The sequence below is a fragment of the Stenotrophomonas sp. YJH_SMC_130 genome, from assembly GCF_059369035.1.
In genome coordinates this window covers 265,941-279,501 of sequence record NZ_JCAFSH010000003.1, presented here as the reverse complement: position 1 = coordinate 279,501, position 13,561 = coordinate 265,941, and the positions used below count along the sequence as shown (strand labels likewise).

Here is a 13,561-nt window from a genome sequence, read left to right as displayed (position 1 = left end):
CAACTATTCTCAAAATGCTCCGTTGGGCTTTCAACCGACGGTCGGAGAGCCCAGTAGATCCCCGCCATGCGTGGATGGAGCGCGAAGGAGCGGGCACAAAAAAACGCCGGGCAATGCCCGGCGTTCTTTCCAAGTCAGGTGCCAACCAACGGTTGGCACCCACCGGTCAGGTAGTCGATCAGCTGGCCAGCGCCAGGTCGTCCATCATCGCGCGCAGGAAGCGGGCGGCTTCGCCGCCGGTCGCCGCGCGGTGGTCGAAGGTGACCGACAGCGGGATTACCTTGTGCGCTTCCACGCCGCCCATCACCGGGGTCATCTGGTGGCGGGCACGGCCGGCACCGACGATGGCCACGCACGGCGGCACCACGACCGGGGTCGCGTAGCGGCCGGCGAACATGCCGAAGTTGGACAGCGAGATGGTGTAGCCGCTTAGTTCCGAGGCGGCGATCGAGCGCGATTCCACCTGCTCGCGCAGGCGGTTGACGCCCTCTCGGATGCCACGCGCGTCGAGCATGTCGGCATTGCGCAGGGCCGGCACGAACAGGCCGTCGTCGGTGTCCACGGCGATGCCGATGTCTACCTGCGCGTGCAGGGTGCGGGTCAGTGCTTCACCGTCGAACCAGGCGTTCATGGCCGGCACCTTCTGCGCGGCAACGACAATCGCGCGCACCAGGCGGGCGGTGACGTCGTTGCCCGGCAGCCAGGCGTGGATGTCGGCGTCGTCGTTCAGCGTGGTCGGCACGACCTTGCTGTGCGCATCGGCCATGACGCGGGCCATGTTGCGGCGCACGCCCTTCAGCGGTTCCGGCTGGCCCTTGGCGACCACGCCCGGCGGCTGGGTGCGCATCGGCTTGCCGGCGGCGGACAGCGGGGTGCGGGCTTCGCTCTGCACCGGGGCAGACACCTGCGCCGGGGCCGGCGCGGCATACGCGGCGGCAACCGGTGCCGGAGCAGCGCCGAGCTTGGCGGTGCCGTTGGCGGCGGCCTGCTTGACGTCGGCCATGGTCACCGCTCCATCGGTGCCAGTAGCGGCCACGCGGCTCAGGTCCACGCCCAGCTTGCGCGCCATCGCACGCACGGCTGGCACGGCCTTGACGCCACCGACGGCCAGTGCCTGTTCGGCATGCACGGTGTTGGAGCTCTGCATGGCGCCGACCACGGTACCGGCGTCATCACGCTCGGCCGCGGCGGGCTTGGCTTCTTCCACGGCAACCGGTGCGGCGGCCGCCGGCAGCGGCGGCGGCGTCGGTGCAGCGGCAGGCGCTGCGTGACCATGGCTGTGGCCGGTGTCCTGGCCATCGGCACGCTGCGGCAGGTTCGGGTCCAGTTCGAAGCTGGCCAGCACCGAGCCGGTCGGGATGATGTCGCCGGCAGCGCCGGACAGCTTCAGCACCTTGCCTGAGAACGGCGAGGGCACTTCCACCACGGCCTTGGCGGTCTCCATCGAGACCAGCGGCTCGTCCAGCTTGATCACATCGCCTTCCTTGACGAACCACTCGACGATGGTCGCGTCCGGCAGGCCTTCGCCCAGGTCGGGCAGGTTGAAGTTCTTGGTCTGGCTCATTTGCAGTTCTCTTCCAGCAGTTCCAGTTCGCGGGCCGGCAGCCAACCCGTCGCGCCATTGGCGCGCTCGGACCACCACCACCCGCCGTGTTCGTGATGAAGCTTCACCATCTCGCCGCTTTCCACATCCAGCTCGCGGGCGTCGTAGTCGCACAGGGCTTCGGCGCGACCCTCGTCCAGCAGCTGCAACCAGGCGATGGGCGCCCATCCAGCGCGCCCATCGTTGGTGCGTACCCAGGCAAACGCCGGCCATTCCTCGTCACGTACACCTACTTCGACGATCTGGCCGGTGTGGAACCGGAGCGGGTTGGGATACTGGCTGCGGTAAGCCCCCAGAAGGCGGGCCCGCATGTCAGCCGGCCGCCACCGCGCGCTTGGCCGCCGCCACGATCCGCTCAACGCTCGGCAGGTACTTCATTTCCAGGCGGAACAGCGGAATGTGGGTGTCGTAGCCAGTAACGCGCTCGACCGGGGCCAGCAGGTCGTAGATCGATTCCTCGGCCAGGCGCGCGGCGATCTCGGCGCCGAAGCCCGCGGTCTTCGGGGCCTCCTGCACGATCACGCAGCGACCGGTCTTGGCCACCGATTCGGCGATGGTGGCGAAGTCCAGCGGGCGCAGCGTGGCCACGTCGATGACTTCGGCACTGATGCCTTCGCCGGCCAGCTTGTCGGCCGCTTCCAGGGCTTCCTTCACCTGCGCGCCCCAGGTCACCAGGGTCACGTCGGTGCCGTCGCGCAGCACGAAGCAGACGTCCAGCGGCAACGCTTCGCCGTCGTTGACGACCACTTCCTTGTACTGGCGATAGATGCGCTTGGGCTCCATGTAGATCACCGGATCCGGCTCGCGGATCGCAGCCAGCAGCAGGCCGTAGGCACGCTGCGGCGACGACGGCAGCACCACGCGCAGGCCCGGCACGTTGGTGAAGATCGCCTCGTTGGCTTCGCTGTGGTGTTCCGGCGCGCGGATGCCACCGCCCCACGGCACGCGCAGCACCATCGGGCAGTGCAGGCGGCCACGCGTGCGGTAACGCAGGCGCGCGGCGTGGCAGACGATATGGTCGACCATCGGGTACATGAAGCCATCGAACTGGGCTTCGGCCACCGGCTTCATGCCCTGCGCGGCAAGACCAATCGTCAGGCCGGCGATGGTGGTTTCGTCCAGCGGGGTGTCGAGGATGCGGTCCGAGCCGAAGCGCTGCTGCAGGCCGGCAGTGGCGCGGAACACGCCGCCGTTGACGCCCACGTCCTCGCCCAGCACCAGCACCGACGGGTCGTGTTCCAGTTCCCAGGCCAGCGCCTGGGTGATGGCTTCGATGAGGGTGATCGGGGTGGTGGTCATGCTGTCATCTCCGCGCGCGACCGCAGCGCTGTCGGCGGCGTTGGTGTGCGCGCCGGGCGCGCCGTTCTTGATCTCATCCATGGCGCTTCTCCAGGGCGATCGCCTGGGCACGCTGGGCCAGCAGGTCCGGCGGCGGATCGGCATACAGGAAGTCGAACATCGCCTCGACCGGCTGCACCGGCGTGTTGAGGTACAGGTTCACTTCCTCGTCCACGCGCGTGCCGCACTCGGCGACCCACGCGGCTTCCTCGTCCTCGCTCCACACGCCGGCGTTGACCAGGTACTTGCGCAGGCGCAGCATCGGCTCGCGCTGCCAGGCATCCTTCACTTCGGCGTCGTCGCGGTAGCGGCGCGCGTCATCGGCGGTGGTGTGGTCGGACAGGCGGTAGGTCATCAGTTCCAGCACGGTGCCGCCGTCGCCGGCCAGCGCACGTTCGCGCGCCTGCTCCATTGCCGCCAGCACCGCGATCAGGTCGTTGCCGTCCACCTGCAGGCAGTGCAGGCCACCGGCCAGGCCCTTCTGCGCCAGTGTTTCGGCACCGGTCTGGGCCGAACGCGGCACCGAGATGGCCCAGCCGTTGTTGACGATGCACAGAATCAGCGGCAGCTTGTAGGCGCCGGCCGAGTTCAGTGCCGCGTAGAAGTCGGTCTTGGAGCTGCCGCCGTCGCCGCACACCGCCACGGCGATCTGCGGTTCCTTGTTGAGCTTGAACTTCAGCGCAGCACCTGCCGCATGCAGGCACTGGGTGGAAATCGGCACGCAGAACGGGAAGTCCCTGGCCGCGTTGCCGCCGTAATCGTTGCCGCGTTCGTCGCCGCCCCAGTACATCAGCACGTCGTGCGGGCGCACGCCACGCATGAACATCGCGCCATACTCGCGGTACGAAGGCGCGAACACGTCGTCCTTCTGCATCGCCGCGCCGATACCCACGTGGGCGGCTTCATGGCCCAGGCAGGCGGCATACGTGCCGAGCTTGCCGGTGCGCTGCAGCGCGATGGATTTGCTGTCGAACGTACGTACGAACAGCATCTGCTTGAACAGCGGTACCAGCACCTTGGGGTCGCGCAGCGACGCGGGCAGGTCGTCACGGACGAGCGTGCCGTCCGTGTCCAGGTACTGCAGGTATTCGATCTTGAATTCAGCGGCAACCGTCATTGCGTACTGCACCTTCGACAGAGAAGTTACAAATGATATGAATCGCCATGTTAAGGAACGCGTACGGAATAGCCTTCCTGCGCCGCAACACGGAGATTCCCCGTTTTACCCCTGCCGGCGGGTGGGGGGCCAATAACAACAACGTATTCAGTCGTTGCTGCAAAGCATCAGAATACGCCTCTGGCTGACCGCCGGTACAACGGCGCGGACGGTTCCACGCGCAGGCCCGGCATCGGCCGATGCTCCACGGCCAGCCGCACGCCCCGGTATGGACCCGGCGGCTGCCAGCGCGGCGGCAACGCGCTACCCTTGCCGCCCCCGATCTGGTCCCGCCCATGTCCGTCGACAACAACCAACGCGATCTCGAAGCCGGCATCCACACCGACCTGCAGGGACGCCTGACCTACGGCGGCTACCTGCGGCTGGACCAGCTGCTCAGCGCGCAGCAGCCGCTGTCCAGCCCGCCGCACCATGACGAGATGCTCTTCATCATCCAGCACCAGACCTCGGAGCTGTGGCTGAAGCTGCTGGGCCACGAACTGCGTGCCGCGATCGGCTTCCTGCAGCGCGATGAAGTCTGGCAGTGCCGCAAGGTGCTGGCGCGCAGCAAGCAGGTGCTGCGCCAGCTGACCGAGCAGTGGTCGGTGCTGGAAACGCTGACCCCGTCCGAATACATGGGCTTCCGCGACGTGCTGGGCCCGTCGTCGGGCTTCCAGTCGCTGCAGTACCGCTACATCGAGTTCCTGCTGGGCAACAAGAACGCGCAGATGCTGCAGGTGTTCGAGCACGACCCGGCCGGGCAGGCGCAGCTGCGCACCGTGCTGGAGGCGCCGAGCCTGTACGAGGAATTCCTGAAGTACCTGGCCCGCTTTGGCCATGCTGTCCCGGCGGTCTACGAGGCCCACGACTGGACCCAGCCGCACGTGGCCGACGACGCATTGCAGCCGGTCTTCGAGCGCATCTACCAGGACACCGACCGCTACTGGCGCGAGTACGCGCTGTGCGAGGACCTGGTGGACCTGGAGACGGCTTTCCAGCTGTGGCGATTCCGACACATGCGCACCGTGATGCGGGTGATCGGCTTCAAGCGCGGCACCGGCGGTTCGTCCGGCGTGGGCTTCCTGGCCAAGGCGCTGGAACTGACCTTCTTCCCCGAGCTGTTCCAGGTGCGCACCAGCCTGCAGGCCGCGCCCCCGGCAGCGCTGGGCTGATCCCCATTCAGCTTGGTTCCCGGCCCGCGGCTGGATCGTTTCAGATGCAAGTTCAGGGAGCAGGCTGCCACCTGCCTCAAACGGCGTGTATTTGACGTGAACGCCAGAAGTCGGTGATCCTCGCGCGTTGCTCCAACTGCACAGCGGACGTGCTCGTCATCCACCGAACCAGGAAATCCGCATGAGCGTAAACGCCACTGCGAACACCCCAGAGCCGGCACTGCCGGACTTCAAGACCACGCTGGGCCACCCGCGCCCGTTGTGGATGCTGTTCATGACCGAGTTCTGGGAACGCTTTGCGTTCTACGGCATCCGCTGGGCGTTGGTGCTCTACATCGTTGCCCAGTTCTACAACGGCAGCGCTGCCGGTGAAGGCGACGCCAGCCGCATCTATGGCGCCTACCTGGCCCTGGTGTACGCCGCGGCCATCTTTGGCGGCTACGTGGCCGACCGGGTACTGGGCTACCAGCGCTCGATCCTGACCGGCGCGATCATCATGGCCGCCGGCCTGTTCATGATCTCGCTGCCGCAGGAGCACATCTTCAAGCTCGGCCTGGCCACCATCATCGTCGGCAACGGCCTGTTCAAGCCCAACATCTCGACCATGGTCGGCAAGTTGTACGGCCTGAAGGACGAGCGCCGCGATTCGGGCTTCACCATCTTCTACATGGGCATCAACATCGGCGCGATGATCGCCCCGGTGCTGACCGAGTACCTGGCCCGCAAGGTGTTCGGTACCGATGCGATGCCGTCCTACAAGGTCGTGTTCATCGCCTCGGGCGTGGGCATGCTGATCTCGCTGGTGTGGTTCTACATCGGTCGTGCCGGCCTGAAGGGCATCGGTGCACCGCCGGCCGGCGCGGAAGGCTTCGGCCGCATCATCATGGTGCTGGCCGGTGCCGTGGTCGCCATCCCGGTGGCCTACTTCCTGCTGGCTACCGGCGCCACCGCGCTGGCCTGGATCCTGGGCGCGATGTTCACCGCGCTGGCCATCCTGCTGCTGGTCGAGGGCGTCCGCGAGGGCAAGGTGCAGCGCGACCGCGTGATCGCGATGCTGATCATCTTCGCCTTCAACGTGATGTTCTGGATGTTCTTCGAACAGGCCGGCAGCTCGTTCACCTTCCTGGCCGAGAACATCGTCAACCGCCAGTTCGGCAGCTGGACCTTCCCGACCGCGTGGTTCCAGTCGGTCAACTCGGTGGCGATCATCACCCTGGCACCGGTCATCGCCTGGATCTGGGTGGCGATGGGCCGCGCCAATCCGTCCATCCCACGCAAGTTCGGCCTGGGCCTGCTGTTCAACGGCGCCGCCTTCGCGCTGCTGATGTTCGCCCTGTCGCAGATGGTCGTGGACGGCAAGATCCCGTTCTGGACCCTGTTCATGGTCTACGTCATCCAGTCCGTGGGTGAGCTGTGCCTGTCGCCGATCGGCCTGTCGATGGTGACCAAGCTGGCCCCGGTGCGCCTGGTCGGCTTCGGCATGGGTGGCTGGTTCCTGTCCACCGGCATCGGCAACAACCTGTCGGGCATCTTCGCTGGCGTGGTCAGTGGTGAAGGCGGCATGACGGTCGAGTCGGCCCTGAAGGGGTATACCTTCGGGTTCTGGGCCCTGATCGGCTCCGGCGTGGTGCTGTTCCTGATCGCCCCGCTGATCAACAAGCTGATGCACGGCGTCAAGTAATGAAGCGAGGGTAGAAAGCATGCGCAGCAAGCTCGGTGGTGCAATGGTGGTGGTCTGTGCGGCGCTGATCGGCGCCTGTTCCCAACCGCAACCGCCTGCCACCGCCGAGCCCACGCAGCCGCTGGACACCCGACCCACCGAGCCACCGGTCGCTGACCCCAGCGAACCGGTGGCCTCGGGCAACACCCCGGTGGCGGCAGACATCGCCGCCATCGCTGGGCTCGGCGCGCAGTTCGACCCGTCCCGCAACCCCGCCGACGACCTGGCCACCGCCAAGGTGGAAGCCCAGCGCGGCAAGAAGCGCATCCTGCTGGAGGTCGGCAACGCCGCCTGCGAACGCTGCCGGGCGTTGGACGATGTGGTGGAAGGCAGCGGCGACCTGCGTCGCTTCCGCGATGCCCACTACGTGTGGGTGAAGGTCAACGCCAGCGACGAACAGCCCAACACCGCCTTCTTCGCCCAGTTCCCGGTGATGGAGCGCGACTACCCGCACCTGCTGGTACTGGACGCCGATGGCAGCCTGCTGGTCTCGCAGGCCACTGCTGAGCTGCGCAAGGGCGAAGCCTTCCAGCCTGCGCGGGTGAGCGCGTTCCTCAAGCAGTGGGCACCCGACAAACCGGAATAGGGGAGTGCCGGCCGCTGGCCGTCATGCTCTGGTGGATGCCGACCGCGGCCGCCTACCCCGGTGGGTGCCGACCGTTGGTCGGCACAGAAGTGCATCCACGCATGGCGTGGCTCTACTGTGGTTGCGGTCACACTCCCTGAATCGGCATCTCAACTTCGCAACGCGCTCGCCGTTACCGGCAAGGACCTCAGTCGACGCCCCGTCGACGCAACCTACCGGAACGCCCATGCACAGCGACCACGCCGAACGATTGCCCGAACCTGCCAGCCACCTGGCCGAGGGTGGGGCAGGCGAGGGCGTGACTTTGCCGGCGCAGGAAACCCTGTTGGACGACGCCGGCACCGGCGAGGAAACCGTCGAACTGGCCCCGCCGCGCCATCGCCTGCCGCAGATCGCGCTGCCCGATAACGTGGTGCTGAAGGGTGCGGTGCAGAAACTGGTCGAGCAGAAGGCGCGCCTTGATGCGCTGGCCGCCGAAGGCCAGCTGGCCGGGCTGCTGCCGCCGGAATGGCAGGGCCATGGCGCGCGCGCGATCGAGCTGTCCACCTTCATCCAGGGCGTGCTGCCGTTCCTGCAGACCGGGGAGCGTGGCGAAACCGCGCCTGCCCGTCTGCCGGTGCGGCACGTGCTGGGGGATGACAGCCGGTGGGGCCTGGAGGATGTCACCGAGCCGAAGTCGTTGGCGTGGTACCTGGCCAGTGACGAGCGCGCCACGGCGGGCAGCAAGGACGTGGCGGAGGCGTACCTGGTGGGTGCGCTGGGCCTGGCGTGGATGCAGGAAGGGCGCAGCCGCCCGGGCTTCCTGCGTGCGATGGGCCAGGACAGCCTGGCGGCGCGGGTGACCATGCTGGGTTATCCGCCCGCCAACGAACTGGCGCTGTACAACGTCACCGCGCAGGGCCAGCCGCAGATCTGGTGCGTGCACGGCCGCCGCCGCATGCGCCCGCTGGTGGCGCCGTGGCTGAGCGTGCCGCTGCTGACCGCTTACGGCGTGCCGGCCCCGGTGGCGTGGCCGTCCAGCTTCCCACCGGTGGAGGCCGTGGCCGAAGTGCTGGCGACCGCCCGCCTGGGGCGCGCGCTGCCGGAAGTGGATCTGGGCAAGGTGGTGGCGAAGATCGCCGAGGATGCCGCGTCCGACGCCTGGCAACCGGTCAGCCTGCTGCAGCTCAATACATGGTCACCGCGCTGGCATTTCTTCCTGGGCACCTTCGTCGGCCTGCCGTCGCTGCTGCTGGTGGCTGCGGCGCTGGCGCTGCCCGGCGCGGTCGAAGCCGCCACGGTTGCCGCCTCGCTGGGCTTCGCCGGCGGCGCCATCGCAGCACTGGCCGTGCCGTGGATCCACGCAAGGCGCAAGCACCTGAGCTGAAAAAAGGGGACGGAGGGGATTAGGTCGTTTCAGGCACACCTGTGCTCATTACGACTTAATCCCCTCCGTCCCCTTTTTCGTTCAGACCCCTTCGCCCATCCGCTCCAGGCCTTCGCCGGCCAGGCGCAGGATCAGCTTTTCCAGCAGTTGTTCTTCCTCGTCGCTCAGGACCGACATCAGCTTGCGGGTGATCTCGATCACCATCGGCGCGATGGTCTCGTACACCTCGAAGCCGGCGGCCGACAGCGCCAGTACCGAGCGGCGGCGGTCGTCGCCATGCGTCTCGCGCTTGATGAAGCCGCGCTCCAGCAGGCGGGCCACGGCGCGGCTGACCGCCACCTTGTCCATCGCCGTGCGGTCGGAGACCTCGCTGGCCGAGGAGCCCGGGTACAGCGCCAGGATGGTGATCACCCGCCACTCAGGGATCGCCAGACCGTAACGATCGCCGTATAGCTTGGCGATGTTGCCGCTGACCCGGTTGGACAGCACGCTCAGCCGGTACGGCAGGAACTGTTCCAGGTCGAGCAGGACGTGCGAGGCACGCAGGCGGGTCGAGGCAGGATCGGCGGGGCTCATGTTGCGGTGCACCTTGCTGGTGGTTTCAAGTGTAACTATAAGGGGTGGGTCCAGACCCTGCATTCTCGCCGGGTCCCTACCTGCCCGCACCTGGTTTGTACCGATGCGGTACCGATTCGGAGCCACGCCATGAATACCGCAGTCCCGACCGCCTCGCATCCCAACCCCGGCATGCAGGTCACCACCTTCGAGAACCCGATGGGCATCGACGGCTTCGAGTTCGTCGAATTCGCCGCCCCGGCCGGCCGCGGCCAGGAGCTGCACGAGTACTTCCGGAAGATGGGCTTCAGCGCGGTGCTCAAGCACAAGCAGCGTCCGATTACCGTCTATCGCCAGGGCGACGTCAACTTCCTGGTCAATGAAGACCCCGATTCGTTCGCCGCCGACTTCGCCGAAAAGCATGGTCCGTGCGCCTGCGGCTTCGCCATCCGCTTCAAGAAGCCGGGCCAGGAGGTCTACCAGACCGCGCTGGGCAACGGCGCCGAAGCCATCGCCTTCAAGCCGGACAGCAAGGCGGTCAGCGCGCCGGTCATCAAGGGCATCGGCGACTGCATGCTGTACCTGGTCGATCGCTATGGCAGCGCCGGCAGCATCTACGACGGCGACTACGAGCCGATCGCCGGTGCCGACCTGCACCCGGTGGGCTTCGGCCTGACCTTCATCGACCACCTGACCCATAACCTGTACTTCGGCAACATGCAGCAGTGGTCGGACTACTACGAGCGCCTGTTCAACTTCCGCGAGATCCGCTACTTCGACATCAAGGGCCTGAAGACCGGCCTGGTGTCCAAGGCGATGACCGCGCCGGACGGCATCGTGCGCATCCCGCTGAACGAATCGTCCGACCCGAAGAGCCAGATCAACGAGTACCTGGACGCGTACAAGGGCGAGGGCATCCAGCACATCGCCTGCTTCACCGAGAACATCTACGACACGGTCGAAGCGATGCGCGCGCAGGGCGTGGACTTCCTCGACACGCCGGAGACCTACTTCGACGTGATCGACCAGCGCGTGCCGAACCACGGTGAAGACGTGCCGCGCCTGGCCAGGAACAAGATCCTGATCGATGCCGATCCGGAAACCCACCAGCGCAAGCTGCTGCAGATCTTCACCCAGAACTGCATCGGCCCGATCTTCTTCGAGATCATCCAGCGCAAGGGCAACGAGGGCTTCGGCGAAGGCAACTTCACCGCGCTGTTCGAGAGCATCGAGCGCGACCAGATCCGCCGCGGCGTGCTGTAAGGTCCTGGGCAGCGCCGGGTCACGCCCGGCGCCTGCTTGCCTGTAGAGCCGAGCCATGCTCGGCTGCTTTCCGTTCCGGTCTTGCCGTTTTTCAGGAGCCCCCATGTCCCCCGCCATCACCGCCCGCGGCTACCAGTCCGGCTTCGGCAACGAATTCGCCACCGAGGCCGTCGCCGGCGCGCTGCCGGTCGGGCAGAACTCGCCGCAGAAGGTGGCCCACGGCCTGTACGCCGAACAGTTGACCGGCACCGCGTTCACCGCGCCGCGCGGCAGCAATCGCCGCAGCTGGCTGTACCGGATCCGTCCGGCGGTGACCCATGGCGAGTTCACCCCGTTCGCGCAGTCGCAGCTGCAATGTGATTTCGGCGCACAGCCGGCCTCGCCGAACCAGCTGCGCTGGAGTCCGCTGCCGCTGCCGGAGCTGCCGACCGACTTCGTCGAAGGCCTGTACACGATGGGGGGCAACGGTTCGCCCGATGCGCATGCTGGCGTGGGCATCCACCTCTACGCTGCCAACCGCGACATGGTCGGCCGCTACTTCTACGATGCCGACGGTGAGCTGCTGATCGTGCCGCAGCTGGGCGCGCTGCGCCTGCTGACCGAGCTGGGCGTGATCGAGATCGAGCCGCAGCAGATCGCGGTGATCCCGCGCGGCGTGCGGTTCCGCGTTGAACTGCCCGATGGCCCGAGCCGCGGCTACATCTGCGAGAACTACGGTGCGCTGCTGAAGCTGCCCGACCTTGGCCCGATCGGTTCCAACGGCCTGGCCAATCCGCGCGACTTCGAAACCCCGCACGCGGCGTTCGAGGATGTCGATGGCGATTTCGAGCTGATCGCCAAATTCGAGGGCCGCCTGTGGCGTGCGCCGATCGACCATTCGCCGCTGGACGTGGTGGCCTGGCACGGCAACTACGCGCCGTACCGCTACGACCTGCGCCGCTTCAACACCATTGGCTCGATCAGCTACGACCACCCGGATCCGTCGATCTTCCTGGTGCTGCATTCGCCCAGCGACACGCCGGGAACCAGCAACATGGATTTTGCGATCTTCCCGCCGCGCTGGCTGGTGGCGCAGAACACGTTCCGCCCGCCGTGGTTCCACCGCAACATCGCCAGCGAATTCATGGGCCTGGTGCACGGTGCCTACGATGCCAAGGCCGAAGGCTTCGTGCCGGGAGGCGCATCGCTGCACAACTGCATGAGCGGCCATGGCCCGGACGCACCGACCTTCGACAAGGCGTCCAATGCCGATCTGTCCAAGGCGGACGTGATCAAGGACACGATGGCCTTCATGTTCGAGACCCGCGCGGTGATCCGCCCGACCGCACAGGCCCTGGCCGCCGGCCACCGTCAGGGCGACTACCAGCAGTGCTGGAACGGCCTGCGCAACAACTTCCGCTGATCCGAAAAAGGGGACGGAGGGGATTAAGCCGCAATCAGCACACGTGTGCTTGAAACGACTTAATCCCCTCCGTCCCCTTTTTCTTCAGGCCACCTCGGCGAACGCGTCGCAGTGCTCCAACGGCAGCGCTTCCAGCAGGCGTTGGCGTACGCGCTGGCAGTAGCCTTCCGAGGTCAGCCCGGGCAGCGTCCGCATCGCAGACTGAAGTACCTGCAGGACATCGCTCTCGGCCCGGGCCTGTTGCAGTTCGCGGAACAGGGCCACTGCCTGTGGGTGGCGCTGCATCTCCAGGATCCCCAGCACGTAGATGCGCGCGGCCACCAGTGAGCGGCGGCGTTCGCTGCCGGTTGCGGGTGCAGCCGCGGCTGCGGGTGGTGGCGGGGCGGCTGTGGCGGCGGTCCCGGTGCTCAGGTAACCGGCCTGCACCAGCTGGATGACCATGGCCGCCGCGTCCTGGCCGATCAGGCCGGTGAGGTCGGCCAGGGTGCGCTGGCCGTCGCACAGGATCAGCAACCGGCGCTGGCGCATGTCCAGCGGCGCGCGATGGGCCTGCAGCGCGGTTCGGGCGAGTTCGGTCTTGCGCGGTTGCATGGAAGGGACAGCCAGGTCGGTGCACGCCGAGCCTGAACGAGGGCGATGAAACCGCGATGACAATGCAGCCTCTGCACGCGCGCTGCGCTAGCGTGCAGCTACCTTCGTGCCAGGGAACCGCACCGATGAAGCACCTCCCGATTGCTGGTCTGTTGCTCCTTTCGCTCGCCGCCTGCAGTGGCGGCCCCGACAAGCAGGGCGCCGCCGGCAGCGGCAGCGACACCCCGGCGGAAACCGCGTCGGCGACCGGTCCGGCCCAATCGACGGATCCTGATCTGGCGGCCCGCCCGGCGAACGACCTCCGCAAGGACAGCCCGGCGCGCCTGGATGGCTTCGGCGGCGTCACGCTGGGCGCCGGCATCGCCGAGGTCCGCAGCGGCTTCGGCACGCCGCTGCAGGGACTGGGCACCGACGCCAGTGGCAAGCCCTTGCCCGCCGACGACGGCAACGACGGCTGCTACTTCCTGCGCCCGCAGGATGCCGAGGACCCGCGGCTGATGATCGAAGGCCGCAAGCTGGTGCGCTACGACGTGCGCAGCGCCGCCATCACTGCACCGGGCGGCGGCAAGGTCGGCATGACCCTGGGCGAGCTGCAGGTGCTGTATCCCGAGCGCGCTGACGTCGGTCCCGACAAGTACGACGAGAAGGCCCAGCACCTGCGCGTGCGGCCGGCGCAGGAGGGCGGGGCAGTGATCGACTTCGCGCTTGGTGCCGATGGCCGGGTGGGGGCCTGGCGGGTCGGGCAGACCCCGCAGGTCGACTATGCGGAAGGCTGTGGCTGATCCTTGATCCACCGCCCAGCCATGCGC

General features: G+C 67.2%; 13 protein-coding genes. 7 read left to right on the top strand and 6 right to left on the bottom strand.

All coding sequences use genetic code 11. The annotated features are described in order from the left end of the window. Window positions 1-178: 178 nt before the first annotated feature. From AC5P5V_RS07670 to pdhA, 4 genes are read right to left on the bottom strand one after another with little or no spacing between them, the layout of a single operon-like run. Window positions 179-1,564: a dihydrolipoamide acetyltransferase family protein gene (locus AC5P5V_RS07670; RefSeq protein ID WP_231352357.1), complete on the bottom strand. Its 1,386-nt coding sequence runs from the start codon at window positions 1,562-1,564 to the stop codon at window positions 179-181. Continuing rightward, on the bottom strand, window positions 1,561-1,914 hold the full coding sequence (locus AC5P5V_RS07665; RefSeq protein WP_005411349.1) for an SH3 domain-containing protein: 354 nt from the start codon (window positions 1,912-1,914) through the stop codon (window positions 1,561-1,563). Before AC5P5V_RS07665 ends, AC5P5V_RS07670 begins: the two co-directional genes overlap by 4 nt. A gap of 1 nt (window position 1,915) precedes the next feature. Further along, window positions 1,916-2,983, bottom strand: coding sequence for an alpha-ketoacid dehydrogenase subunit beta (locus AC5P5V_RS07660; protein WP_005419896.1), 1,068 nt, complete (start codon window positions 2,981-2,983; stop codon window positions 1,916-1,918). Then, window positions 2,976-4,058 carry a pyruvate dehydrogenase (acetyl-transferring) E1 component subunit alpha gene (pdhA, locus tag AC5P5V_RS07655; RefSeq protein ID WP_061480235.1) on the bottom strand — a complete coding sequence of 361 codons (1,083 nt, stop codon included), beginning with the start codon at window positions 4,056-4,058 and terminating at the stop codon, window positions 2,976-2,978. The genes AC5P5V_RS07660 and pdhA overlap by 8 nt, the downstream gene beginning before the upstream one ends. A 335-nt stretch (window positions 4,059-4,393) precedes the next feature. On the opposite strand from pdhA, the gene AC5P5V_RS07650 reads away from it, so the two are divergent. The 4 genes from AC5P5V_RS07650 to AC5P5V_RS07635 all read left to right on the top strand — a co-directional run bounded on the left by AC5P5V_RS07650 (window position 4,394) and on the right by AC5P5V_RS07635 (window position 8,941). Next, window positions 4,394-5,269 carry a tryptophan 2,3-dioxygenase gene (locus AC5P5V_RS07650; protein WP_005419892.1) on the top strand — a complete coding sequence of 292 codons (876 nt, stop codon included), beginning with the start codon at window positions 4,394-4,396 and terminating at the stop codon, window positions 5,267-5,269. A 181-nt stretch (window positions 5,270-5,450) separates the two neighbouring features. Then, window positions 5,451-6,950, top strand: a complete 1,500-nt coding sequence (locus AC5P5V_RS07645; RefSeq protein ID WP_061480233.1) for a peptide MFS transporter — start codon at window positions 5,451-5,453, stop codon at window positions 6,948-6,950. A 19-nt stretch (window positions 6,951-6,969) separates the two neighbouring features. After that, complete coding sequence (locus tag AC5P5V_RS07640; protein ID WP_154351531.1) at window positions 6,970-7,575, top strand: thioredoxin family protein; 606 nt, start codon at window positions 6,970-6,972, stop codon at window positions 7,573-7,575. Between the two features lie 226 nt (window positions 7,576-7,801). Further along, entirely contained in the window at window positions 7,802-8,941 is a 1,140-nt protein-coding gene (locus AC5P5V_RS07635) for a hypothetical protein (protein WP_061480231.1), read from the top strand. An 81-nt stretch (window positions 8,942-9,022) separates the two neighbouring features. On the opposite strand, the gene AC5P5V_RS07630 is transcribed toward AC5P5V_RS07635, so the two are convergent. Next, entirely contained in the window at window positions 9,023-9,517 is a 495-nt protein-coding gene (locus AC5P5V_RS07630) for a MarR family winged helix-turn-helix transcriptional regulator (protein ID WP_072168901.1), read from the bottom strand. Window positions 9,518-9,646: 129 nt separating this feature from the next. Here AC5P5V_RS07630 and hppD point away from each other — a divergent pair, with 129 nt between their 5' ends. Continuing rightward, window positions 9,647-10,759: a 4-hydroxyphenylpyruvate dioxygenase gene (gene hppD / locus AC5P5V_RS07625; protein ID WP_185807468.1), complete on the top strand. Its 1,113-nt coding sequence runs from the start codon at window positions 9,647-9,649 to the stop codon at window positions 10,757-10,759. 103 nt (window positions 10,760-10,862) lie between these two features. Continuing rightward, complete coding sequence (hmgA, locus tag AC5P5V_RS07620) at window positions 10,863-12,161, top strand: homogentisate 1,2-dioxygenase (RefSeq protein WP_005411339.1); 1,299 nt, start codon at window positions 10,863-10,865, stop codon at window positions 12,159-12,161. A gap of 84 nt (window positions 12,162-12,245) precedes the next feature. Here hmgA and AC5P5V_RS07615 read toward each other — a convergent pair whose 3' ends face one another. After that, window positions 12,246-12,752 carry a hypothetical protein gene (locus AC5P5V_RS07615; RefSeq protein ID WP_061480229.1) on the bottom strand — a complete coding sequence of 169 codons (507 nt, stop codon included), beginning with the start codon at window positions 12,750-12,752 and terminating at the stop codon, window positions 12,246-12,248. Window positions 12,753-12,877: 125 nt separating this feature from the next. Between AC5P5V_RS07615 and AC5P5V_RS07610 the strand changes: the two genes are divergently transcribed. Beyond that, entirely contained in the window at window positions 12,878-13,534 is a 657-nt protein-coding gene (locus AC5P5V_RS07610; RefSeq protein WP_061480228.1) for a hypothetical protein, read from the top strand. Window positions 13,535-13,561 lie beyond the last annotated feature (27 nt).